Raw genomic sequence first — 22,029 nt, 5'->3', positions numbered from 1 at the left:
AAAGTGATCTAAAGCACTGTAAGCTGCAGTGTTAACGCATTGTGAACGCAGCGACGGGCCACCATGAGAAGCTGGGCGGCGCGGGGTCAACCGTCGAGCAGCCACTCCCCGGAGAGCTTCGATACCCGCTCGCGGCTCTTCGCGCAGAGCGCGTCCATCTCGTTGGGCGGAGGGCAGTTGAACCCGGCGACCGTGAGCGCGCCGCGCAGCAGTGCCCCGGTCTGCCGGGTGGTGACCTCCCGCGTCCAGCGATGGTCCGGCTTGGTGGTCGTCAGGACGGAGAGACCGTCGGCGGCGGCACGCACCATGTCGAGGGCGCGGGTCAGTTCCTCCTCGCCGCGGCCAGGGTCGACCTGTGCAGCGCAGGCGAACTCCAGGATGTGGCCGTAGATGGCTCGCTCGCTCTCGGCGAGCCGGCGCACCGACCCGGTCACGTCGTCGTCCGGGCTCTTGTTCCACATTCGGGCGTTGATGCCGAGGTTCCAGATCTCCGGATGCGCGATGGCGTGCGCGACCGAGCTGATGAACACCGAGACGAGTCGGGCGCTCGGATCGAGAGTGGGATCGTCGCGGATGTCGTCGACGTACCTGGTGTGCAACTCGGCGTTGATGAGTGCGACGTCGAGGTAGAGGGCCTCGGCCGAGCTGAAGTGGTTGTACCAGGTGCCCTTCGAGTACGGGCTATCCGCGGCCAAGTCGGTGAGGTTGACTCCCGACAACCCGTGGCGGCGCATCCGCAGCAGCGCCGCGCGCACGAACCGGTGGTGTCGTGCGCTGAAGCGCTCGGCTCGGCGCTGCGCGGCCTCGGATGGCGACACTGCATCATGCTACTCATTGCCGGCGGGGCGCGGGCCTCGGCGGTGACCGGGCGAGGAGCTGCTCGAGGCTCACCCGATGTTCGAAGTGCTGGGCCCACACCTCGCAGGGATCCCGGTCGAGGTATCCACCAATGCCTTAGCTAACACCGTTAGCTTCATTCGGCGCCGGGTCGTCGTCCGGCCAAGTCCGTCCACGTCTGGCTGCTCCCGCCATCAGTAGATGTGTCGGTGTGGATCGAGCGCTGGGACGTCCAGCAGGCGGCCAACATGCCGACTCGCGAGCGGCGCTTCGACGTGATGGTGGAGACGACCGTCGCCCTGCGCGGCGAGGCGTGCACGATCGTCGACCTGGCCTGTGGTCCCGACGTCATCAGCCAGCGCCTGCTCACTGCCTACCCGCTGATGCGCGGCAGGGACATTGCGACGCCGGGTGAGCTGCGGCGCCGCGTGAGCTGCCTGTGCAGGCCCAGGCCGGGACCCGCACCGACGATGGCGATGCTGGGTATGTTGATCCTTTGCTGTATCAGTGGGGTGTGCGGTCAGGCGATGGTGAGCGCGATCTTGCCGAGGGCGCCCGTTCTGAAGGCGGCGAATGCCTCGTCGATCCGCGCCAGCGGGTAGCTGGCGGTGACCGGGACGCGGAGGGCGCCGGAGGCAGCGTCGGCGGCCAAACGGGCGAGCGTCTGCGGGCTGGTGTCGGCCATCACCGAGACAGCGGTGGCGCCGTCGGGGGTGACGCCGAGGGTGGAGGCGAGGCGCCCGCCCGGCCGCAGCAGACCCGCGAGCTGGTCGGCGTCGCCGGCCAGGTGCAGCGCCGTGTCGACGCCGTCCGGCGCGACCGCGCGGACCTGGGCGGCCAGGTCACCTGTGTGGTCGACCACATGGATCTCGGCCGCGGTGAGACCGGTGACGAAGCCGGCCTCCGAGCCCGGCCGGGCGGTGGCGATGACCCGCGCGCCGCGGGCGGCGGCGAGCTGCACGGCCAGGCTGCCGACACCGCCGGTGGCGCCGCAGATCAGGATGGTCTCGCCCTCACTCGGGTCGACGGCGTTCACGCTGTCCAGCGCGGCTGTGCCGGCCAGGCCGAGCGCGCCGGCGTCACGGACGCTCAGCCCGTCCGGGATGTGCGCGACGCCGTAGGCCGCGGGCACGGTGACGAACTCGGCCAGCGAGCCGGCGCCGAGGAACGGCTTCATCACCACGCCGAAGACGGCGTCGCCCACTGCGAACCCGTCGGCGCCGTCGCCGCGAGCCGTGACCGTACCGGCGAAGTCCTTGCCCACCACCAGCGGGTACCTGTGCTCGATCATCCCCTGCAGCCAGCCGGCGGCGGTGGCGACGTCGAAGCCGTTGACCGAGGCCGACTCGACCCGGACCAGCAGTTCGCCCGCCTCCAGCGGCGGGGCTTCGACCTCGGACACAGACGGGCTGGAGGGGACGGACTCCAGGGTGGCAGCGCGCATGACGATCTCCTCGAGACTAATTGGAACGGCCTTCCCATTTTCCTGCCGTAGCGTAACAACAGAATCGGGAAGGGTGTTCCACTTAGTAGTGTGGTGCGCATGACAGAGTCCGAGCCGGGGTTGCGCGCCGACGCCGAACGCAACCGCGAACGCATCATGGTGGCCGCCCGCCGCCTGTACGCAGCCGAAGGCCTGGGCGTCTCACTAGCGGCGGTGGCCCGGGAGGCCGGGGTCGGCAAGGCCACCGTCGCACGCCGGTTCGCCACCCGTGACGACCTCGTCACCGCGGTGTTCTCCGACCGGATGGACGCCTACGCCGCGGCCACCGCGGACGCCCTCGCTGACCCCGATCCCTGGCACGGCTTCACCCGTTTCCTCGAGGCCGTCTGCGCCATGCAGGCCGCCGACCGCGGCTTCGCCGACGTCCTGACCAGGACCTTCCCCGCCGCCAAAGGCCTCGAAGCCCGGCGCGCCGAGGCGTACGACGGGTTCCTGGAGCTCATCACCCGCGCCAAGGCCACCGGTCACCTGCGCGCCGATTTCGTCGCCGAGGACCTCGTCCTCGTGCTGATGGCCAACGCCGGCGTCATCGCCGCCACCGGCGACGCCGCACCCGGTAGCTGGCGCCGTGTCGTCGGACACCTGATCCGCGGTTTCGCCACCCCCGGCGCCCCGCTGCTGCCCCTCGCAGACCCGCCCGCACCCCCGGCGCTCTACCGCGCCATGGTCCGCCTCTCGCGTCCGGCGACATTCTCGGGGTCGCGGGACGTCAGGTGATCGGTTCGACCGTGACGGGGCCGGTCTCGAGGTCGTCGAGGAGTTCGAGACCGCTCTCGACGGTGCCGATCCTGATGACCTGCTCGGAGTAGTTTCGTCGGTCACGGCGCCGCCGCTGGACCCCTTCGGTGACCAGCTCGCGCGGGGCGGCGGGGAGCCGTGCTCCGGCAATCGTCCTGCACTGTTCTTGTACAGATCAATTACGGTCCTTCCTGGCCCCCTCAGCAGGGTGGACACCGTTCCCCATCCCGTCGCCTCCGTGTCAAGGAGAACCTCGGCGCCAGCCGCGACCGCGATCCGCGTTGCCTCGCGAGGATCATCCACCTCGATGTGCAGAACGATGCCATTGCTTTCGGGAAGGTCGATTCTCGCATTCGGGCTGAGCATTACTGCGAAGTCGCCAGAGACGAGTTCGGCAAATGCTGCTTCACAACAGACTTCAGTGAACCCGAACGCGTCTCGGAGGAGTGTTGCTCCGGCCAGCAGGTCGCTGACGATGAGATCAAATCTTGTTCAACCTGTCGTGTTCTTATCAGGCGACATCGCGACCAGTTCCCGGCACGTCATCCTCGATGACGCGGTGGAGATGTGCGGGCACTTGCGCGCCTACCACCAGTCCAGAAGGACCGCGAGGCCGAGCCGCGCGACTGGTGCACGCGTACGGACTGACGGGTAGAGCCCGTCCCGCACCCCGCATCGAGCTTGGGTCTTGTTCGGCAGACCCCCTTCGACATGTCCGATACTGGCCGAAGGACGCCAGGCCTCACCGAGGCGGCCCCGGCAGTGCGTACCAGTCCTGCTCGACCTAGATGGACGGGCGGTCGTGCGTCGTAGGGCGGTGTTGGTGGTCCGCGACCAAGCCGGCCGTCACACCCAGTCAAGGGTCCGGCCAGGGAGGTCCTTGCGGATGACGGGAGCGATCTCGGTGAAGAACAGTTCGAGGGTGTCCAGGTAGTCGCGGCGGTGGAGGATCTCGGCGTCGACGTGGATGTGGAAGACCTCGTGGCCGAACCGCTCGTGCTGGGCGTGGATCTTCTCGATGATCTGCTGGGGTGTGCCGACGAGCACGGAGCTGTGCTCGATCCACTCCTCCAGCGAGCCGCCGATGGTGGCGCCGTCGTACTTGTGGTTCACGGCGAGCCGGGCTTGGAAGACCGGGCGGTACTTCTCCACCGCCTCGCGCGTCGTCCGGGCCCCGAAGTAGCCGGCGGTGCCTATGCCGACCAGCGCTTCGGCGGGATCGTGGCCGTAGGCGGCGAACTGCTCGCGGTAGTGCTCGATCAGGCCGACGTACCGGTTGATCCCGACGCCGCCGTTGGAGGAGAAGATCGGGTCGCCGTGACGGGCGGCGAAGTCGGCGCTCTGCGGGTTCGTGGCGCTGCCATGCCAGATGCGCAGCCGCGGCTGGAACGGGCGCGGCAGGGCCTCGGCGTTCCCCAGCGCGGGCCGGAAGCGGCCCGCCCACGTGACGCTATCCTGCGTCCACAGCCGCCGGAACAAGTCGTAGTTCTCCTGCAGCCGGTGCCACTGGTCGTCGGTGGTGACGCCGAACAAGCGCTGGGTGGTGGTGTAGGCGCCCTTGCCGATGATGAGGTCGAGGCGGCCCTGGGCGAGGTTGTCCAGCGTCGCGTAGTCCTCGTAGGCGCGCAACGGGTCGTGCAGGCCGAGCGCGGTGATCGCGGTGAACAGCCGGATCGTCGACGTCCGGGCGGCCAGGTTGCTGAGGATGACGGCCGGTGAGGACGACAGCGCCGGCCGGTCGTGCCGCTCGCCGACGCCGAAGCCGTCGAATCCGAGTTGTTCGGCGAAGACGCCGAGCTCCACGATCTCGGCCAGTTGGACGTGCTCGGGCTTGCGGGGGTCCGCGACGTGGGGGAGGAGGATGAACTTCATCGGACCGGGTCCTTCCTGATCGCTGGGATGCGTTGGACGACGGGGTGGTCGACGCCGTGGACGAGCACGTGGCCGCGCTGCGCCGAGTCGGTGCCGGGGTGGTCGAGGCGGCGGTGCAGGCCACGGGACTCGGTGCGTGCGAGGGCGCTGTGCTGCACCCATCGGGCGGCGGCCAGCATCGCGGCCGCTTCGCGCGCCTCGACCTGCTGTCGGCCGGTGCCGGCGGGCAGCTCACGGAGCTCGCGCCAGGTCGCGTCGAGGCGGCGCAGCCCGGCGGCGAGGGTGCCGGCGCTCCGGAACGCGTTCGGCGCCATCGGCAGCATGACGGCCTGCACGGTGTCGACGACGTCTCGCCACGGCCGTCGACCGCGAGTCCGGCCGGCAGAGACGCCCGCGGTGCCGGTTCCGGCAGCAGGTGCCGGCCAGGTGGCGGAGGCCAGCGCGTGCCGGGCGGCGGCGCTCCCGGCGAGGCTGCCGGAGGCGACGGTCCAGGACGAGTTCGGTGCGCCGGCACCGCTCGACGCGCCGACGAGGGGCTCGCGCGACGCGGTGTCGCCGGCGGCCCACAGACCCGGGACGCCGGTCCAGCCGGACGGGTCGAGCGTCCGCACGCCGCCGGAGCCGCGGATGGTGCCCTCCAGCACGAAGTCGACCTCGAACCGCTGGCGGAACGGGTCGATGCCGAGCCGGTCGAAGACGAGGAAGGCGTTGGCGGTCTGGGCTCGCAGATCTGCTCGATGCGCCGGGGTCGTGCGGTCGAGGACGGCGTAGAGCGGCCCGGCCAGCCGGGCCCGCATCAGCGCGACCCGGCCGGTGACCATGGCGCCGATCTCGTCCGGGTCCTCGGCGACGACGGCGCCGTCGGCGTCGGTGTACGTGGCGGTGCGGAAGTACAGGTTCTTCTCCATGGCGGCGCCGGCCGGGGAGAGCCCGTAGTAGTTCGAGAACTCCATGCCAGACAGTGCCGCGCCGACCTCGGCGGCCATGAGCAGGCCGTCGCCGGTGTTCACGTGCGAGCCGAGGGCGCCGCTGCGGAAGGCGCAGCCGCCGGTGGCCAGCACCACGCCGCCTGCGGTGGCCGACCACGCGCGGTCCTCCTGGCGCAGCACGCCGCGAGCGCCGCGGACCTGGCCGTCGCCGTCGCGCAGCAGCCCGAGCGCCGGTGCGTGGTCGAGGATCCGCGCGCCCGCTCGACGGACGCGCCGGCGCATCTCCTTCATGTAGACCGGGCCCTGCACCAGGTGCCGCTCGCCCAGCACGTCGCGGAAGTAGCCTGTGGCCGGGTAGCCGATCGCGGCGGCGACCGGCTGGTAGCGCCGCCACGACTGGTCCATGGTGCGGTCGAGGTACGCCGGGTCGGTCAGACCGGCGCCGCGGCGGTCGCGCTCGGCGGCGGCCGCGGCCCGGTGTTTCGGCGGGACCAGCCAGTGCGTCGTACCCGCGGACGCGGTGACGCCACTGGTGCCGCAGTAGCCCTTGTCGACCAGCAGCACTTCGGCGCCGGCGGCGCGCGCGGCCAGCGCCGCCCAGGTGGCCGCCGGCCCGCCGCCGACGACCAGCACGTCGGTGGTCACCCGCAGCGGGTCGCGCTCGCGCGGCGTCATCGCTCCGGCCCGGTCAGGCCGGCGATGGCGTACAGCTGTTCCGACGTGCGCGGCGGGCGCCGGCCGTGGCCCCAGCCGAGGCGGGCCCGGTAGCTGCCAAGCGTGCCGTCCGCCGCCAGCCGGTCGAGGTCGCGGTGGACGGAGTCCGCCGGTGCGGGCGTGCGCAGCGGCGCGACGTACATCGCGTCGACCGGGCATCGCGACTCGCACATGAAGCACGTCTGGCAGTCATCCTGCCGCGCGATGACCGGGACACCGCCGCCGGCGGCCGCGTCGAACACATCGGTTGGGCACACCCGGATGCACAGGTCGCACCCGATGCAGCGCTCGGCGCTGATCAGCTCGATCATTCCGACAGCCAGACGTCGCCGAGCTGGTCGAGCCGCGAGTTCGCGCCCAGCGCGAGGCCGTGCACGGACGCGCTGGTCGCGAGCACGGCGGTCTGCTCGAACACCGGCACGATGAGCGCCTGGTCGATGATGCGCCGCTGGATCTCGGCGTGCAGGTCGGCGCGCCGGCCGGGGTCCCCGATACCGCGCTGTTCGGTTAGCAGCGCGTCCAGCTCGGGGTCGTCGTAGTGGTAGTAGTTCGGCGGCGCGCTGGAGAACGACCGCAGGATGTCGCCCTCGGCCCGCGTGACGCTGTTCCAGAGCAGGTCTGTGGTGACGTTCTCCAAACCGGCCAGCAGATCGGCGGGCGCCTGCTTGGCCAGCTCCAGCTCGACCCCCACATCGGCCAGCTGCGCGGCGATGAGCTCCAGGGCGGGTTGGTTGGCGCTGAAGTCGTCGAGGAACGCCGCTACGAGGCGCAGGCGCTGGCCATCGCGTTCGCGGGTCCCGTCAGCGCCCTCGCGCCAGCCCGCGCCGTCGAGCAACTCGCGCGCGGTGTCGGGGTCGAAGGCGATCTCGTCGCCGAGGTCGACGTACCCGGGCGTCGTCGTGGACAGCACTCCGGTGGCCGGGGCGAACTCGGGGCTCAGCACCGTATCGCGGACCAGCGTGCCGTCGATGGCGTGCGAGAGCGCGCGGCGCACGTCCACGTCGTCGAGCGGCTGGCGCGGGGTCGACACCGGCAGCAGGCCGTAGACGACGCCGGGGTTGGGCCGGTCGACAATGGCGTACCCGCCGTCGCGGAGGGCAGCGACATCCTGGGCGGGCACGTCGGCGATGGCCAGGACCTGGTCGGACTCCAGGCTGCCGGACCTGACGGCGGACTCCGGCACGACGGTGAACACGATCTGGTCGAGGTAGGCGGCGCCGGTGTTCTCGCGGAACGGCGGCGCCCAGGCGTAGCCGTCGCGGCGGCCGAGCGAGACCTCGGCGTCCTTCTCGTAGGACTCCAGGACGAACGGCCCGGTGCCGACGACATCGGCGGTGCGCTCCTGGACTGGCAGCGCGAGGGTCGCCGGGGCCAGGATGCCGAGGCCCGGCTCCGACGTGGCCTGCAGGAAGGCGGCATTGTGCTCGGTGAACGTGAACTCGACGGTGTGCTCATCCGTCACGGTCGCCGCTTCGAACCCGGCCAGCTGCGAGACGATCACCGGGTTCACGGTGGCCTGGTTCGCCGTCAGATCGTCGAAGTTCGCCTTGACCACCTCCGCCGTCAGCGGCGTGCCGTCGGAGAACGTGACGTCGTCGCGCAGGTGGAAGGTGAACGTGGTGGCGTCGGGGCTGACCTGCCACGACTCCGCCAGCCACGGCACCAGCGAGCCGTCGGCCGGGTCCTGCGCGACCAGCGAGTCGACGACCTGCCGGGTGACGTAGACGGCGGCGCCGAAGGTGTAGGCGCGGGGGTCGACGCTGAGCGGGTCGGTCTGCAACGCGACGGTCAGTGTGCCGCCGGGCCGCGGCGAGGCCACGTCGGCGGGTTCGGAGCCGGCGTCGTCGGACGCGTCGTCGCCGCAGCCGGCGAGGACGAGCGCGGTCAGGGCCGCGGCCGCGACGAGGAGCCGGGGGAACCGGCGCGATCGGATGGACACGAGAAGGACCTCCGGAGAGTCAGGTGGGCAGTGTCGGAGCGGATGGCGTCCGGCTGCCGGGTACGGCGGCCAGCAGCCGGCGGGTGTAGGCGTGGCCGGGGTCGGCGAAGAGCCGGTCGACCGGCCCCTGCTCGACCAGCCGGCCCCGCTCGAGCACGCCGACTCGATGGGCGAGGTCGCGCACCAGAGCCAGGTCGTGCGTGATGAACAGGTAGGTGACGTCGAGCTGCGCCTGCAGGTCGACCAGCAGGTCGACGAGCTGCGTTTGCACGGAGGCGTCGAGCGCGGACACCGGCTCGTCGCAGACCAGCAGCAGCGGCCGCAGCGCCAGTGCCCTGGCTATCGCGACCCGCTGCCGCTGCCCACCGGAGAGCTCGTGCGGCCGGCGCCGCGCGAGGACGGCCGGGAGCCGGACGAGGTCCAGCAGCTCGGCGGCACGGGCGCGGCGCTCGGCACGAGTGCCGATACCGAACGACGCGAGTGGCTCCTGGACGATCCGGGCGACATCCATGCGCGGGTTCAGCGAGGCATAAGGGTTCTGGTGGACGACCTGGACGGTCCGGCGCAGCTGGCGCCGGTCGCGGCTGCTCAGCGCGGCGACGTCCCGGCCGTCGACCAGCACCCGGCCCGAGGTCGGCGGGGTCAGCCCGAGCAGGATCCGGGCGATCGTGGACTTCCCCGATCCGGACTCGCCGACCAGCCCGAACGTCTCGCCTCGCCGCAGCTCGAAAGTGACGTCGTCCACCGCCCGGAGCACCTGGTCGCCCTCGTAGCCTCGGGGGAGCGGGTACTCCTTGACCAGCGCTTCGGCGCGCACGTGGACGTCGCCGTCCGAGCGTGCCGGCGGCCGGCGCGGAACGGTGCGCCGGGCGGGTGCGCAAAGCACCTCGCCGCGGTCGTGGGCCTCCACCACACGGCCACCGGACAGCACGACGATGTGATCGGCACGGTCGGCGGCCACAGCGAGGTCGTGGGTGATCAGCAGGACGGCGGTGCCGGACGCCCGGGTGAGCGTCTCCAGCCGGTCCAGCACGTGCTGCTGCACGGTGACGTCCAACGCGCTGGTCGGCTCGTCGGCGACCACGAGCCGGGGCCGACCGGCCAGCGCCATCGCGATGAGCGCCCGTTGCCGCAGCCCGCCGGAGAGTTCGTGCGGATACTGCCGGGCCCGCAGTGCCGGCTCCGGCACACCGGCCTCCTCGAGGAGGCCGACGGTGCGGACGGCGGCGTCGCGGGCACCGGCCAGGTCGTGCAGGCGCAGCACCTCGGCCACCTGGTCGCCGATGCGCTGTACCGGGTTCAGCCCGGTGCCCGGGTCCTGTGGCACGAGCGCGATCTCGCGCCCGCGGAGGGTGGTGAACGCACGTTCGTGCAGCCGGGTGAGGTCCATCCCGTCGAAGTCGATCCGGCCGGCCACGATCCGCGCGGCGTCGGGCAGCAGGCCCAGCACCGCGTGCGCCAGGGTCGACTTGCCCGAGCCCGACTCGCCCACGACGGCCACGGTCTGGCCGGGCGCGATCTCGATGCCGGCCGAATGGAGCGCGTCCACGTCACCGGAGCGGCTCCGGTACCGCACCGCCAGGCCGCTGACCCGCAACAGCGGCGCCGTCACGGCCGCACCGCCCGGGCGAGCCGATTGCTGGCCAGCACGGTGAGCGCGACGGTGCAACCGGGCAGCAGAGCGAGCCACCATGCCTCGCGCAGGAAGTCGCGTCCCGTCGCGACCAGCGAGCCCCACTCGGGATCGGGCGGCTGAACTCCGTAGCCGAGGAAGCTCAACGCCGAGACCGCCAGGATCGCGGCACCGAACTCCAGCGCGGCCAGCGCTGCGACCGGGCCGGTGGCGTTGGGCAGCACGTGCCGCAGCAGCACGCGGGACCATCGGGCGCCGCCGGCGTGTGCGGCCTCGACGAACAGGCTCTCCCGCACGCGGAGCACCTCCGAGCGCATGATGCGGGCGCATGCCGCCACACTGGCCAGACCCACGGCGACGGCGACGTTCCAGACGCCGGGCCCTAGCGCGGCGATCAGCGCCAGTGACAGCAGCAGGCTCGGGATCGAGAGCAGTACATCGACCACGCGCATCACGCCGGTGTCGGTCCAGCCGCGGGCGAAGCCGGCGAGCAGCCCGAGTGCGGAGCCCAGCACCAGGCCGACGGCCGTGGCGACGAGGGCCGCGGTGAGTGAGATCGACGCGCCGTGCACGACCCGGGTGAACAGGTCGCGGCCGAGTTCGTCGGTGCCGAAGAGGTGCTGCCACGACGGAGGCCGGAGCCGGTTGGCGGGCTCGACGGCGGACGGGTCGCCCGGCGCCAGCAGACCGGGCGTCAGCGCCGCTGCGGCTGCGGCCGTGAGCCACAACACGGAGATGACTGGAGCGGACCCGCCGCGCCTCGGGACGAGCCGCATGCCTACAGCGCCGTGATCTGCCGAACGCCGGCCCGCCGTCGCGGCGCCGTCGCCACTCGTGGGTCCAGCAGTGGGTAGAGCAGATCGACGGCCAGGTTCACCAGGACGAACAGTGCCGCGCCGACCAGGACCAGTCCCTGCACGAGCGCGAGGTCCTGTGCGCTCACAGCCATGGTCGTGAGGCGACCGAGGCCCGGTCGCGCGAACACCGTCTCGACCACGACCGAACCGGCCAGCAGACCACCGACCAGGAGGCCGGTCATCGTCAGCGCCGGCAGCGCGGCGTTGCGCAGGGCGTGGCGCGCATAGGCGCGTGGCCGGCTGTTGCCCTTGGCCCGGGCCGTCACCATGTAGTCCTCGCGGCCGGCTTGGCGCAGCCCGGCCGCCAGGACCTGAGCGATCACGCCGGCCGCGGGCGCGGCCATGGTGAGGGCGGGCAGCACCAGGCTGCGCCAGCCGTCGTCGCCCGAGGCCGGGAACAGCTGCCACCGGAACGACAACAGGTGCAGCAGGAGCAGCCCTAGCAGGAACGACGGAACCGCGACACCGAGCGGCGGCAGGGTGAGCAGGGCGGTGCGTTGCCACGGCCGCGGCGCCAGCATGGCAAGCAGCGCCAGCAGGACCCCGGCGGCGGTGCCGACGACCAGCGCGGCGCCGGCCAGCTTGGCCGTGGGGCCGAACGACTCGGCGATGGCGGTGGTCACCGGCTGTCTGGCCTGCATCGAGTCGCCGAGGTCGCCGCGCGTGGCCTCGGCCAGACCGGCCAGGTACTGCACGGCGAGCGGGCGGTCCAGGCCGTACTGCGACCGGATCGCAGCCATCTGCTCTTCGGTGACGTTCGCGTCCGGGCCGACCATGAGTGCGACCGGGTCGCCGGGCAGCGCGAACAGCACCACGAACGACACGGTGTAGGCCGCCCACAGCACGAACGCCGCCTGCGTCAGGCGGGCCAGGACGTACCGCGCCATGCGAGCCCCCTCCGCGCCGCCGTGGAATAGACATGAAGCCGATCGACTTACTAGGAAATTCGTTCGAGTTGATGTGTCAACTCAGGATACGGTAGGCGGATATGAGTAGACATGTCAACTCGTGCCGTAGGCTCCGCACATGACCAGTAGCGGCACCGCGGGCTGGCTCGACGAGCGCGATCAACATGCCTGGCAGGTCTTCTTCGAGATGCAGGACCTGTTCTGGCGGCGGATGGCGCAGTCGCTCAGTCGTGAGGCCGGGCTCTCCGAACCGGACTTCGTCGTGCTGACCGTGCTGAGCGAGGCGCCCGGTGGGCGGCTGCGCGCGTACGAGCTCAGCGCGGTCGCCCAGATGGAGAAGACCCGGCTGCACCATCACCTCAACCGGATGGTGCAGCGCGGCCTGCTGACCCGCCCCGCCGACGTCGACGGGCGGGTGGCGGTCTTCGAGATCACTGCGACCGGCCGCGCGGCGTTCGGGCGGGCGGCACCCATCCGTGCCGCTCATGTCCGCCGCTGGCTGCTCGACCGTCTCGACGACGACCAGGTGGTCGCGCTGGAGGAGATCTCGCAAGCGGTGTTGGCCGGCCTGCGCACGTGACAGTCGCGATGTTTGGGGCGGGACGGTGCGAGTGCGGCGAACCGGGTCCGCGGCGCCCCGCAGTGGCCGGCTACGGCGCGGAGCCGCGCACGGCCGCGCGTGAGCGGAGCTCGCCGGCCACGGTGTGCGCGGAGTCGGCGCGCGTCGGCGTGCGGGCCTCGTTCGCTCCCGATCTGGTCGAGCGGGCATCCTCGACGAGATCGACGCCTTTGCTTTACCTACTTGATTAGTAGGAATTGGTTCCGTAGCGTCGTTCCATGGTTCCTCCGCCGGCCGTCCCCCGGGTCGAGCGATGACGCGGCGCGACGTGGTCATCGTCGGCGGTGGCGTGGTGGGGTCGGCCACCGCTTGGCGCCTGGCCCGCCGGGGGGTCGACGTCGTCCTGCTCGAGCGGTTCGAGGCCGAGCATGTGCGCGGCAGCTCGCACGGGGCGTCGCGCGGCTTCCGGCTCGCCCACCCGCGGGCCGGCTACGTCCGCCTCGCGCAGCACGCGTTCGCGCTGTGGCGCCAGCTCGAGGGGGAGTGCGGGCAGGAGCTCCTCACCACCACCGGTGGTGTCGACCATGGTGATGCCGCGGCGCTGCGAGCGGTCGCGTCGGCGCTGTCGAGCCGCCGTGTGCCCTACGCCGTTCTGCCCGCGGCGCAGGCGCGCTACCGCTGGCCCGGACTGCGCTTCGAGTCGCCGGTGCTGTATCAGCCCGATGCCGGCCGGCTGCACGCCGACCGCTGCGTGGCGGCGCTGCGGCGGCTTGCGGTGGAGCGGGGCGCCGAGGTGAGGTACCGGACGCCGGTCCGGCACGTCGGCGTCGACGGCGACGACCGCGCGGTCGTGCGCACCGATGCGGAGGTGATCCGGGCGCGGCGGGTCGTCGTGACGGCCGGGCCCTGGGTGCCGGACCTGATCGGCGGCGTGGTCCGGCTGCCCGACCTCGTCGTGACCCAGGACCAGCCGGCGCACTTCGCTCCGGCCGACGACTCGGCGGCCTGGCCGAGCTTCCTGCACCATGTGGGCACGGGTGAGCCGTCCGGTGGCGCTCGCGCGGCCTACGGGCTGCTGACGCCGGGGGAGGGTCTGAAGGTCGGGCTGGCCCGCGGCGGGGTGCGGGCCGATCCCGACCTGCGCACGTTCCTGCCCGACGCACGGCTGGCCACGGAGCTGCGCGACTACGTCCGAGGGTGGGTCCCTGGTGTCGAGGCGACGTCCGGCCGCCATCTGAGCTGCGTCTCCACCTCGACACCTGCCAACGACTTCGTCCTGGATCGGGCCGGTCCGATCGTCGTCGGCTCGGCCTGCTCCGGCCGCGGCTTCACGTTCGCGCCCGCGGCCGCGGAGGTCCTGGCTGACCTCGCCACCGGAAGTGCGCGTACGCCGCCTCGGTTCAGGCTGCCGTACGCGCGGTCGCCGCTCGCGTCTCACATCGCAGACGAGGCATTCAAAACCTACTGATCCAGTAGGAAAATGGGCAGCATGCTCGCCCCGTTCCTCACCCAGCGACGCCACGTCGATCTGATGCGCGTCGCGAGCCTGCTGTGTCGGGTCCCGACGGACGTCTGACCTCCTCTTTCGAACAGACCTCAGCCGGATGCGGGACCTGGTCCCCGCAGCCGGGCGTCAGCATGCGACCCCATCCACACCCGAGAGCACACGGAGTCCACATGGCAGCACTGAAGAGGGCCGGCGGCGTCCTGGCCGGCCTGGCGATCGTCGCGGCCGCGGCGGCCTGCGGCGGTTCGACCACGCCGGCGAGCGAGCAGAGCGCGGACGCGCAGCCGGTGTCCGGCGGCGTGCTCAAGGTCGCGCTCAACGCCTGGGAACCGACCAAACTCGACCCGCAGTCGCAGGGAAACTCCAACGATCCGCTGATCTTCCGCCCGATCTTCGACACGCTGTTCTGGCAGACCGAGGACGGTGAGCTGGAGGGGCTGCTGGCCGAATCGGCCGACATCTCCGACGACGGGTTGACGTACACGTTCCACCTGCGCGACGGCGTCACGTTCCACGACGGCGCCGAGTGGACCGCCGAAGGCCTCAAGCTCAACTTCGAGCATGCCCTCGACCCGGCGACCCAGGCCGTGCTCGCCGGCTCGTACCTCGCGCCCTACCAGAGCTCGGAGGTGATCGACGATCTCACGCTCGAGGTGACGCTCAGCGAGCCCTACTCGGCGTTCCTCAGCGTGCTTGCCCAGGGCTATCTCGGGATCATCTCGCCCCAGCAGCTCGCCGAGGCGCCGGAGACCGTCGCGGAGAACCCCATCGGGTCCGGGCCGTTCCGGTTCGTCAGCTGGACCAAGGGCGAGAAGATCGTCTACGAGCGCTACGACGACTACGACTGGGCGCCCGAGTCCGGCGCCACGCACACCGGGCCGGCCTACCTGGACGGCCTGGAGATCAACTTCATCGCCGAGGACAGCGTCCGCTACAACGCGCTGGTCGCCGGCGACGTCGACCTCATCGACTGGACGCCGCCGCAGAACGCGCAGTCCGTACGCGACAGCGAGAACCTCGAGTTCGTCAAGTTCGACCGGCCGGGTCACCCGTACGCGCTCTGGCTGAACGAGTCGAACCCGCCGCTGGACGACGTACTGGTACGCAAGGGCGTCTTCGCCGCACTCGACCGGGAAGCCATCGTCGAGACTGTGTCCTTCGGCGAGTGGGAGGTCGCCGACGGCTTCCTCGTGCCGTCCACTCCGGCGTACGTCGAGAACACCAACGCCGAGTTCGCGTACGACGTCGACCAGGCGAACGAGTTCCTCGACGAGGCCGGCTGGACCGAGCGCGACGCCGAGGGCTACCGCGTGCGGGACGGCCGGCGCCTGTCGCTGTACTTCCCGACACTTGGCGACGTCACCCAGGCGAACCAGATCGTCGAGCTGGCGCAGTCGCAGCTCAAGGCGGTCGGCGTGGAGGTCGTCATCGAGGTCCTCTCCGACGACCAGCAGCAGCAGATCGTCGCCGACGGCGGGCACCACCTCAGCGCCGGCATCTGGACGACGAACACCGCCGACGTGCTGTTCATCAAGTACCACTCGTCGGAGATCACCACCCCCGAGCGCCGTGGCACCAACCAGACCTTCACCGCCGACGCCGAGCTGGACCAGCTGATCTCGCAGGGCCGGAGCACCACCGACACCGAGGAGCGGGCCGGTCTGTACGCCCAGGCGCAGGAGCGGCTGACCGAGATCGTCCCGTCGATCCCGCTCTACTACCGGCCATCGCTGGTGTCGTACCACGACTACGTGCACGACATCGCCTTCGACCGGGCCTACGGGAATCTGTGGTTCTACAACACCTGGAAGGACGCCACGGGGTGACGCAGGCCCGCGGCAGGACCGTGCGGCCGTACCTGCGCCGCATCGGCGCGCGGGCGCTGGCCGGCGTCGGCGTTCTCTTCGGAGCGGCGACGCTCGGCTTCCTCGCGCTGTACGTGCTTCCCGGCGATCCCGTGTACGCCATCGCCGGGAATCCGGACCAGGTGAGCCTGAGTGCGGAGCAGGTGGCGGCCATCCGGGAGACCTACGGCTTCGACCAGCCGCTGTACCAGCAGTACCTGGAGTACCTCGGCCAGCTCGTCCGGGGCGACCTGGGGACGTCGTACCAGCGGCAACAGCCGGTGACGACGCTCATCGCGGATCAGCTCGGCCCCACGGTCCAGCTGGCGGCCGCCGCGTTCGCGACCACGCTGGTGCTGGCGTTCGCCGTGTCGCTGCTCACGGCGAAGCGGCGGTTCGGTCGTGGTGTCTCCTCGGTGGTCGAGCTGTTCTTCATCTCCGCGCCCGGCTTCTGGGTGGGGATCGTGCTGCTGACGGTGTTCTCGTTCCGGCTCGGCTGGCTGCCGGCCATCGGGAGCGGCGGCTGGCAGACACTGGTCCTGCCCGCGCTGACCATCGCGGTGGGCGCCGCCCCGCCGCTGATCCAGGTGCTCCGCAACGGCCTGGAGGACACGCTGGACGAGCCGTTCGTCCTGACGGCGCGCACGCGTGGCCTGAGCGAGGCCGCCGTCCGGCTGCGGCACGCGCTACGTCACGCCCTCATCCCGCTGACCACGCTGACCGGTTTCCTGGTCGGCGGGCTGCTGGGTGGCGCGGTGATCGCGGAGACGCTGTTCAGCCGGCAGGGGGTGGGCCGTGTCCTGGTCACCGCGGTCACCGCCAACGACGTCCCGCTGGTCCTGGGGCTGGTGCTGCTGGCGGCGCTGGCGTACGTCGTCGTGAACTTCCTGGTCGATGTCGTCTACCCGCTCATCGACCCTCGGCTCAGGAGCGAGGTGACGGCGTGAGCGCGACCCCGGAGGTCACGGAGGCGGCCGAGCCGCCGCCGGCGGCGGTCCTCGCCGGCACGGTGGCCGTCCCGGGACGCCGGTGGACGGCGGGGTCGCGTCGCGGCTTCGGCTGGGCGTTCTGGGTATCGGCCGCGGTGCTCGGCCTGATCGCACTCGCCGCCGTCGCGCCGAGCCTGCTGGCGCCGCATGATCCGCTGGCGACCGACCTCGCCGCGGTCCTGGCCCCGCCCAGCGCCGAGCACGTGTTCGGCACCGACGAGTCGGGCCGAGACATCGCCAGCCGGCTGGTGCACGGCGCCCGGAACGCGGTGCTCCTCGGCGTCGGGGCCACGGCCATCGCGGTCGGTGTCGGAAGCGTCGTCGGGGTGATCGCCGGACTCGGGAACCGCCTGCTCGACGGTCTGCTCATGCGGCTGACCGACGTGTCGCTCGCCTTCCCGGAGCTGCTGCTCGCCCTGCTGATCATCGCCGTGTTCGGCGGCGGCACCCTCAACGTCGTCCTGGCCATCGGCATCGCCGGCATCCCCAACTATGCCCGGCTGATCCGCGGCCAGACCCTGGCCGTCCGGCGGTCCGGGTACGTCGAGGCGGCCCGCGGCATCGGACTGAACCGCCGGCGCATCGTCACCGGGCACGTGTTGCCCAACGCGATCCGGCCGGTGATCGTGCTGGCCACGATCGGCATCGGCACGGCCACGCTGGCCGGGGCCGGGCTCAGCTTCCTGGGTCTCGGGGTCTCGCCGCCGACACCGGAATGGGGCTCGATGCTGTCGGTGTCCAGGAACTACCTGGAGCTCGCCTGGTGGTACGGAGCGTTCCCGGGCCTGGCGATCACGGCACTGGTCATCAGCACCACCACGATGGGCCGGCAGTTGCAGGCCCGGGTCGAAGGGCGGACCGGATGAACGCACCCGAGGCACTGCTCGACGTCCGGCGCCTGTCGGTCTCGTTCGGCCGCGGTGCCGGCGACGAGGTGGTGAAGGGCATCTCGTTCCAGGTCCAGCGCGGCGAGTCGGTGGCGATCGTCGGCGAGTCGGGCTCGGGGAAGAGCGTCACCGCGCGCACGATCGTCGGGCTGACCGGTGACCGGTCGGAAGTGCGGGCCGACGGCCTGCGCTTCGGCGGCCGTGACCTGCTCTCGCTGGCCACCCGGGACTGGCGCTCGATCCGGGGCCGCGAGATCGGCTTCGTGCTGCAGGACGCGCTGGTCTCCCTCGACCCGCTGCGGACGGTGGCGAAGGAGATCGAGGAGCCGATCCGTGCGCACTTCGGCTGGCCGAAGGAGCGTAGGCAGCAGGAGGTCCTGGCGCTCCTGAGCAGCGTCGGCGTGCCCGAGCCCGAGCTGCGTCGGCACCAGTTCCCGCACGAGCTCTCCGGCGGGCTGCGGCAACGCGCGCTCATCGCCAGCGCCATCGCCGCCCAGCCGTCGTTCCTGATCCTCGACGAGCCGACGACGGCTCTCGACGTGACCATCCAGGCGCAGATCCTGCGGCTGCTGGAGCAACTGCGCGACGAGGGCCACACCCTGCTGTTCATCACGCACGACCTCGCCGTGGTCGCCCGGATCGCCGACCGCGTCCTGGTGATGAACGACGGCCGGATCGTCGAGGAAGGACCGACGGCGCGGCTGTTCGCGGACCCGCGGCACGACTACACCAGGACGCTGCTCGCCTCCGTCCCCTCGGAGCGGACCAAGGGCGAGCGGCTGTGGTCGTGGCGCCCTCCGGTCGCCGCCTCGCCGGCTCCGGCGACGCGCACCGTGGTGGCCGAGCTGGCCGGCGTGACGAAGACGTTCCGGCTGCCGGGCGGGACGCCGCTGGTCGCCGTCGACGACCTGTCCCTGCGGCTCGAGTCCGGCCGCACGCTCGGCCTGGTCGGTGAGTCGGGCTCCGGCAAGACGACCGCCGGCCGCATCCTGCTCGGCTCCACGCAGCCGGACGCCGGCGCGGTCACCGTCGCCGGCCGCAGCTGGGCCACCGCCGGCCGTCGCGAGGCCGCCGAACTGCGGCGGCAGATCCAGGTCGTCTACCAGGATCCGCTGAGCTCGTTCGACCCGCGCCACACGGTCAGGCGGATCCTCACCGAGGCCGTCGGCGCCGCGGGCGTGGACGGTCGTGGCAGCCGGGCCGGACGGGTCCGCGAGCTCCTCGACCAGGTCGGGTTGGCGACGACGTTCCTCGACCGGCACCCGCTCCGGCTGTCCGGCGGGCAGCGGCAGCGCGTCGCCATCGCCCGCGCCCTGGCGCTCGAGCCGCGGATCATCGTCTGCGACGAACCGGTCTCGGCGTTGGACGTGTCGATCCAGGCGCAGGTCCTGGACCTGTTCGACGACATCCAGCGCGAGACCGGCGTGGCGCTGCTGTTCATCTCACACGACCTCGGGGTGATCCGGCACGTGAGCGACGACGTCCTGGTGCTCAAGGACGGCCGGACCGTCGAGCGCGGCCCGACCGAGGAGGTCTTCGCACGACCACGCGAGCCCTACACGAAGGAACTGCTGGCGGCCGTGCCACGACTCCACGTGAGCACGCCAGCGGGGAGGGACACATGACGATCGACACCGTCTCGACGGACCGGTTCACCGCGGGCGAGGACCGCTATCAGCGCCTGGCCGAACAATTCCGGCCGGTGTTTGCGCGGATCGGGGAGAACGTCCTCGACCGGGAGGAGAAGCGGACCCTGCCGGTCGAGCAGGTGCGCTGGCTGCGCGACGCCGGCTTCGGATCGGTGCGGGTGCCGGAGCAGTACGGCGGCGCCGGAGCCAGCGCCGCCGAGCTGTTCCGGCTGCTGGCCGAGCTCGCCCGCATCGACTCCAACGTCGCGCACATCTGGCGCGGCCACTTCGCCTTCCTCGAGGTGCGGCTGACCAGACCGGACGAGCAGACCCGGCGGTACTGGGCCGAACGTGCCGTCACCGGCATCGTGGTCGGCAACGCCCAGAGCGAGGTGGGCAACGCCAACTGGCTCGACACGAAGAGCGAGCTGACCGACACCCCGGACGGCGGCCTGGTGCTGAACGGCGAGAAGTACTACAGCACCGGCACGATCTTCGCCGACCTGATCAACGCCACTGCGCGCTACGGCGAAGGGCACGCGAACTTCCCGGTCGCCGTCGACGATCCCGGCGTGACCGTCCTCGACGACTGGGACGGCTTCGGCCAGCGGCTGACCGGCACCGGCACCACCCGGTTCGCGGACGTGCCGGTCGACCGGGCGCACCTCAGCCTGCACACCCGGGGGGAGCGCGAGCCCGGGTACACGCCCGCCTTCTACCAGCTGTTCCTGCTGGTGGTCCTCGCCGGCATCGGCCGGGCGGCGGTCGACGACGCGACGGCCTACCTCGCCGCCCGCACCCGGGTGTCGGCCGACGGGACGGCCGCGAAGGACGACCCGCTGGTGCAGAGCGTGCTGGGGGAGGCGTCCGGTCTCGCGTACGCCGCGGAAGCGGCTGTGCTCCAGGCTGCCGCCGGGATCGACCTCGGCTACGAGGCGAAGCTGCGCGGCGAGACCGGCGCGGCCTGCTACCAGCGCATCGAGGCCGACGTGTACCGCGCGCAGATCGCCGTCATCCCGCTGGTGCTGCAGGTGACGACGCGCATCTTCGAGGTCGGCGGCGCGTCGACGACCGCACGGGGGCGGCTGCTGGACCGGCACTGGCGCAACGCCCGCACCGTCGCGACGCACAACCCGCTGCTGCAGCGCCAGCGAGGGATCGGGCACTTCGAGGTGCACGGCGAGCTGCCGCCACCGTTCCCCCCGAAGCCCGAGCCCGTCACGACGGACGACGAGACAGGCACGGCGGATGGCTGACCGGGACCGGCCACTGCTGCTCAGCCTGTTCGAGATGGCCACGCCCGGACACCTGGCGCACGGGCTGTGGACGCACCCGAACGACCAACGCCACCGGGTCGACGACCTCGGCTTCTGGCGTGAGCTGGGCGAGTTGCTGGAGTACGGGACGTTCGACCAGCTGTTCCTCGCCGACGTGCTGGGTACCTACGACGTCTTCGCCGACGGCCTCGACACCGCGGTTCGCGAGGCGTTCCAGGTGCCGGCGCTCGATCCGCTGATCGTGCTCGGCGCGCTCGCCGATGTCACCGACCACCTCGGACTGGTCGCAACGTTCTCCACCACCTACGAGCCGCCGTTCCCGTTCGCCCGCCGTCTCGCCACGCTCGATGCGCTCTCGCGGGGCCGGATCGGCTGGAACATCGTCACCTCGTACCTGAAGAACGCCGCCGAGAACTTCGGCTTGGACGAGCAGATCGAGCACGACGAGCGGTACGCGATCGCCGACGAGTACCTGGAGGTCCTGTACCGGTTGCTGCTCGGCTCCTGGGACGACGGCGCCGTCATGCTGGACCGCGAGCGGCGCGTCTTCACCGACCCGGCGAAGGTGCACTACATCGACCATCGCGGACCGCGGTTCGCGGTGAAGGGCCCGCACCTGGTCGCGCCGACACCGCAGCGGCTCCCGGTCCTCTTCCAGGCCGGGACATCCCTGCGCGGTCTGAGCTTCGCCGCGCGCCACGCCGAGGTGGTGTTCGTCGGCGGCTGGACCGCGGACGAGGTGCGCGAGAACGTGCGGGCGGTCCGGCAGCAGGCGGGCGAGTACGGCCGCCGGGCCGACCGCATCGCGTTCGTCACCAGCGTCGACGTGGTCGTGGGCCGGACGGCGGACGAAGCGGCCGCGAAGGCATCCGAGTACGACCGCCACCGCACGCCGCGCGAGGTGCTGGCCCAGCCCCGCCGCATGCCGGAACTGGACCGCTACGACCCCGGCGAACTGGTCGAGGACATCATCAAGCGCAAGGACCACGGGTACCGGATGCTCATCCGCGGCTGGCGGCCCGGCCAGACCGTCCGCGACCTCCAGTCGAAGCCGGTGCCGCGCCGGAGCGGGCCGAGCGACTTCCGGATCGTCGGTGGTCCGGAGGAGGTCGCGACCGCCCTGGAACGGGTGGCCGCTCGCGCCGAGATCGACGGCTTCAACCTGAGCCAGAACGTCAGCTTCGACTCGCTGCGCGACTTCGTGGAACTCGTCGTGCCGGTCCTGCGGCGGCGCGGGCTGGTCCGCGAGTCCTACCGCGCGGGCGAGACGCTGCGCGAGCGGATCTTCCCGGCCGCGGCCTCGCCGTACCCGGACCCGACGCATCCCGGCTCGGCCCACCGCCGGCCGTCGTGACCGCCCGCGCCGGCGGTGCGGGCGCGCCCCCGCGTCACGAACCGCCTCGCCCG

General features: G+C 71.7%; 20 protein-coding genes. 11 read left to right on the top strand and 9 right to left on the bottom strand.

Annotated elements, in window-relative coordinates; genetic code table 11:
* Window positions 1–86: 86 nt before the first annotated feature.
* The gene (locus DZA62_RS32295) at window positions 87–818 is read right to left on the bottom strand and encodes a TetR/AcrR family transcriptional regulator (RefSeq protein WP_116953090.1); all 732 of its coding nucleotides are present in this window, start codon (window positions 816–818) and stop codon (window positions 87–89) included.
* A 228-nt stretch (window positions 819–1,046) separates the two neighbouring features.
* On the opposite strand from DZA62_RS32295, the gene DZA62_RS36075 reads away from it, so the two are divergent.
* The gene (locus tag DZA62_RS36075; protein ID WP_157988041.1) at window positions 1,047–1,439 is read left to right on the top strand and encodes a hypothetical protein; all 393 of its coding nucleotides are present in this window, start codon (window positions 1,047–1,049) and stop codon (window positions 1,437–1,439) included.
* Here DZA62_RS36075 and DZA62_RS32290 read toward each other — a convergent pair.
* On the bottom strand, window positions 1,358–2,281 hold the full coding sequence (locus DZA62_RS32290; protein WP_116953089.1) for an NADP-dependent oxidoreductase: 924 nt from the start codon (window positions 2,279–2,281) through the stop codon (window positions 1,358–1,360). The two genes, DZA62_RS36075 and DZA62_RS32290, sit on opposite strands and share 82 nt — an antisense overlap.
* Before the next feature lie 99 nt (window positions 2,282–2,380).
* Between DZA62_RS32290 and DZA62_RS32285 the strand changes: the two genes are divergently transcribed.
* A complete protein-coding gene (locus tag DZA62_RS32285; protein WP_116953088.1) occupies window positions 2,381–3,058 on the top strand; it encodes a TetR/AcrR family transcriptional regulator in 678 nt (225 codons plus the stop codon).
* 867 nt (window positions 3,059–3,925) lie between these two features.
* Here DZA62_RS32285 and DZA62_RS32280 read toward each other — a convergent pair.
* The 7 genes from DZA62_RS32280 to DZA62_RS32250 are packed head-to-tail and all read right to left on the bottom strand — an operon-like array spanning window position 3,926 to window position 11,910.
* Window positions 3,926–4,951 carry an LLM class flavin-dependent oxidoreductase gene (locus DZA62_RS32280; RefSeq protein ID WP_116953087.1) on the bottom strand — a complete coding sequence of 342 codons (1,026 nt, stop codon included), beginning with the start codon at window positions 4,949–4,951 and terminating at the stop codon, window positions 3,926–3,928.
* Complete coding sequence (locus DZA62_RS32275) at window positions 4,948–6,555, bottom strand: FAD-binding protein (RefSeq protein ID WP_116953086.1); 1,608 nt, start codon at window positions 6,553–6,555, stop codon at window positions 4,948–4,950. Before DZA62_RS32275 ends, DZA62_RS32280 begins: the two co-directional genes overlap by 4 nt.
* Window positions 6,552–6,905: a 4Fe-4S binding protein gene (locus DZA62_RS32270; RefSeq protein ID WP_116953085.1), complete on the bottom strand. Its 354-nt coding sequence runs from the start codon at window positions 6,903–6,905 to the stop codon at window positions 6,552–6,554. Before DZA62_RS32270 ends, DZA62_RS32275 begins: the two co-directional genes overlap by 4 nt.
* Window positions 6,902–8,533, bottom strand: coding sequence for an ABC transporter substrate-binding protein (locus tag DZA62_RS32265; protein ID WP_116953084.1), 1,632 nt, complete (start codon window positions 8,531–8,533; stop codon window positions 6,902–6,904). Before DZA62_RS32265 ends, DZA62_RS32270 begins: the two co-directional genes overlap by 4 nt.
* Before the next feature lie 19 nt (window positions 8,534–8,552).
* Window positions 8,553–10,226 carry a dipeptide ABC transporter ATP-binding protein gene (locus DZA62_RS32260; RefSeq protein WP_116953083.1) on the bottom strand — a complete coding sequence of 558 codons (1,674 nt, stop codon included), beginning with the start codon at window positions 10,224–10,226 and terminating at the stop codon, window positions 8,553–8,555.
* Window positions 10,142–10,897, bottom strand: a complete 756-nt coding sequence (locus DZA62_RS32255) for an ABC transporter permease (RefSeq protein WP_232827661.1) — start codon at window positions 10,895–10,897, stop codon at window positions 10,142–10,144. The genes DZA62_RS32260 and DZA62_RS32255 overlap by 85 nt, the downstream gene beginning before the upstream one ends.
* A 47-nt stretch (window positions 10,898–10,944) precedes the next feature.
* The gene (locus DZA62_RS32250) at window positions 10,945–11,910 is read right to left on the bottom strand and encodes an ABC transporter permease (RefSeq protein ID WP_116953081.1); all 966 of its coding nucleotides are present in this window, start codon (window positions 11,908–11,910) and stop codon (window positions 10,945–10,947) included.
* A gap of 139 nt (window positions 11,911–12,049) precedes the next feature.
* On the opposite strand from DZA62_RS32250, the gene DZA62_RS32245 reads away from it, so the two are divergent.
* The 9 genes from DZA62_RS32245 (at window position 12,050) to DZA62_RS32210 (ending at window position 21,976) form a co-directional block, all read left to right on the top strand.
* Window positions 12,050–12,511, top strand: coding sequence for a MarR family winged helix-turn-helix transcriptional regulator (locus tag DZA62_RS32245; protein ID WP_116953080.1), 462 nt, complete (start codon window positions 12,050–12,052; stop codon window positions 12,509–12,511).
* Between the two features lie 292 nt (window positions 12,512–12,803).
* A complete protein-coding gene (locus tag DZA62_RS32240; protein ID WP_116953079.1) occupies window positions 12,804–13,958 on the top strand; it encodes an FAD-dependent oxidoreductase in 1,155 nt (384 codons plus the stop codon).
* Window positions 13,959–13,970: 12 nt separating this feature from the next.
* Window positions 13,971–14,066, top strand: a complete 96-nt coding sequence (locus DZA62_RS37745) for a putative leader peptide (protein ID WP_408620085.1) — start codon at window positions 13,971–13,973, stop codon at window positions 14,064–14,066.
* 101 nt (window positions 14,067–14,167) lie between these two features.
* Window positions 14,168–15,823 carry an ABC transporter substrate-binding protein gene (locus DZA62_RS32235; RefSeq protein ID WP_116953078.1) on the top strand — a complete coding sequence of 552 codons (1,656 nt, stop codon included), beginning with the start codon at window positions 14,168–14,170 and terminating at the stop codon, window positions 15,821–15,823.
* On the top strand, window positions 15,820–16,788 hold the full coding sequence (locus DZA62_RS32230; RefSeq protein WP_198664430.1) for an ABC transporter permease: 969 nt from the start codon (window positions 15,820–15,822) through the stop codon (window positions 16,786–16,788). Before DZA62_RS32235 ends, DZA62_RS32230 begins: the two co-directional genes overlap by 4 nt.
* The gene (locus tag DZA62_RS32225) at window positions 16,785–17,696 is read left to right on the top strand and encodes an ABC transporter permease (protein WP_116953077.1); all 912 of its coding nucleotides are present in this window, start codon (window positions 16,785–16,787) and stop codon (window positions 17,694–17,696) included. Before DZA62_RS32230 ends, DZA62_RS32225 begins: the two co-directional genes overlap by 4 nt.
* A complete protein-coding gene (locus DZA62_RS32220; protein WP_116953076.1) occupies window positions 17,693–19,342 on the top strand; it encodes a dipeptide ABC transporter ATP-binding protein in 1,650 nt (549 codons plus the stop codon). Before DZA62_RS32225 ends, DZA62_RS32220 begins: the two co-directional genes overlap by 4 nt.
* The gene (locus DZA62_RS32215) at window positions 19,339–20,601 is read left to right on the top strand and encodes an acyl-CoA dehydrogenase family protein (RefSeq protein ID WP_116953075.1); all 1,263 of its coding nucleotides are present in this window, start codon (window positions 19,339–19,341) and stop codon (window positions 20,599–20,601) included. Before DZA62_RS32220 ends, DZA62_RS32215 begins: the two co-directional genes overlap by 4 nt.
* The gene (locus DZA62_RS32210) at window positions 20,594–21,976 is read left to right on the top strand and encodes an NtaA/DmoA family FMN-dependent monooxygenase (protein WP_116953074.1); all 1,383 of its coding nucleotides are present in this window, start codon (window positions 20,594–20,596) and stop codon (window positions 21,974–21,976) included. Before DZA62_RS32215 ends, DZA62_RS32210 begins: the two co-directional genes overlap by 8 nt.
* The last annotated feature ends 53 nt before the right edge of the window (window positions 21,977–22,029 follow it).

Source organism: Jiangella endophytica, from assembly GCF_003427025.1.
In the GTDB taxonomy this organism is placed as follows: domain Bacteria; phylum Actinomycetota; class Actinomycetes; order Jiangellales; family Jiangellaceae; genus Jiangella; species Jiangella endophytica.
The sequence above is the reverse complement of the archived record's forward strand: the minus strand, read 5'-3'. Positions and strand labels throughout refer to the sequence as shown.

Bases quoted from the DNA above. Each gene is read 5' to 3' on its own strand.
- DZA62_RS32290 (WP_116953089.1), bottom strand. From the start codon at position 2,281: ATGCGCGCTGCCACCCTGGAGTCCGTCCCCTCCAGCCCGTCTGTGTCC.
- DZA62_RS32285 (WP_116953088.1), top strand. From the start codon at position 2,381: ATGACAGAGTCCGAGCCGGGGTTGCGCGCCGACGCCGAACGCAACCGC.
- DZA62_RS32280 (WP_116953087.1), bottom strand. From the start codon at position 4,951: ATGAAGTTCATCCTCCTCCCCCACGTCGCGGACCCCCGCAAGCCCGAG.
- DZA62_RS32275 (WP_116953086.1), bottom strand. From the start codon at position 6,555: ATGACGCCGCGCGAGCGCGACCCGCTGCGGGTGACCACCGACGTGCTG.
- DZA62_RS32270 (WP_116953085.1), bottom strand. From the start codon at position 6,905: ATGATCGAGCTGATCAGCGCCGAGCGCTGCATCGGGTGCGACCTGTGC.
- DZA62_RS32260 (WP_116953083.1), bottom strand. From the start codon at position 10,226: ATGGTGGCTCGCTCTGCTGCCCGGTTGCACCGTCGCGCTCACCGTGCT.
- DZA62_RS32250 (WP_116953081.1), bottom strand. From the start codon at position 11,910: ATGGCGCGGTACGTCCTGGCCCGCCTGACGCAGGCGGCGTTCGTGCTG.
- DZA62_RS32245 (WP_116953080.1), top strand. From the start codon at position 12,050: ATGACCAGTAGCGGCACCGCGGGCTGGCTCGACGAGCGCGATCAACAT.
- DZA62_RS32240 (WP_116953079.1), top strand. From the start codon at position 12,804: ATGACGCGGCGCGACGTGGTCATCGTCGGCGGTGGCGTGGTGGGGTCG.
- DZA62_RS37745 (WP_408620085.1), top strand. From the start codon at position 13,971: ATGGGCAGCATGCTCGCCCCGTTCCTCACCCAGCGACGCCACGTCGAT.
- DZA62_RS32235 (WP_116953078.1), top strand. From the start codon at position 14,168: ATGGCAGCACTGAAGAGGGCCGGCGGCGTCCTGGCCGGCCTGGCGATC.
- DZA62_RS32220 (WP_116953076.1), top strand. From the start codon at position 17,693: ATGAACGCACCCGAGGCACTGCTCGACGTCCGGCGCCTGTCGGTCTCG.
- DZA62_RS32215 (WP_116953075.1), top strand. From the start codon at position 19,339: ATGACGATCGACACCGTCTCGACGGACCGGTTCACCGCGGGCGAGGAC.
- DZA62_RS32210 (WP_116953074.1), top strand. From the start codon at position 20,594: ATGGCTGACCGGGACCGGCCACTGCTGCTCAGCCTGTTCGAGATGGCC.